The 436-nt window shown below is 62.8% G+C and carries 1 pseudogene; it reads left to right on the top strand.

The features are described from left to right. Positions 1-436 (top strand): annotated as a pseudogene (locus FFR93_RS40515) (hypothetical protein); the annotation flags it as partial.

The following is a 436-nucleotide window of genomic DNA, read 5'->3' as shown; positions in this document are numbered from 1 at the left end:
AGAATGCCAACGAGGGGACGGACACGGTCCGGACGGCGCTTGCCAGCTATATGCTCGGCAACAATGTCGAGAACCTGCTCTTTACGGGCTCCGCCAACTTCAGCGGCGCCGGCAATGTGCTGGCCAACACGCTCACCGGTGGCGCCGGCAATGACACGCTGAATGGCGGAGCAGGTGCGGACAGCTTGATCGGTGGTGCGGGCAACGACACCTATATCGTCGACGATGCCGGCGACATCGTCACCGAAGCCGCCGACGCAGGGACCGATATGGTTCGCACCAACCTGGCGATCTATACGCTTGCCGCCAATGTCGAGAACCTGAGCTTTGCCGGCACGGGCGCATTTGCCGGCACGGGTAACAATCTCGACAACACGATCACGGGTGGCGCTGCCGACGATACGCTTTCCGGCGGCGCCGGCAACGACACGCTGAA

This window comes from Rhizobium sp. MHM7A (genome assembly GCF_005862215.1).
Lineage (GTDB): Bacteria > Pseudomonadota > Alphaproteobacteria > Rhizobiales > Rhizobiaceae > Rhizobium > Rhizobium bangladeshense.
Note: the sequence above shows the minus strand (reverse complement) of the source record. Positions and strands in the feature narration are given on the sequence as shown.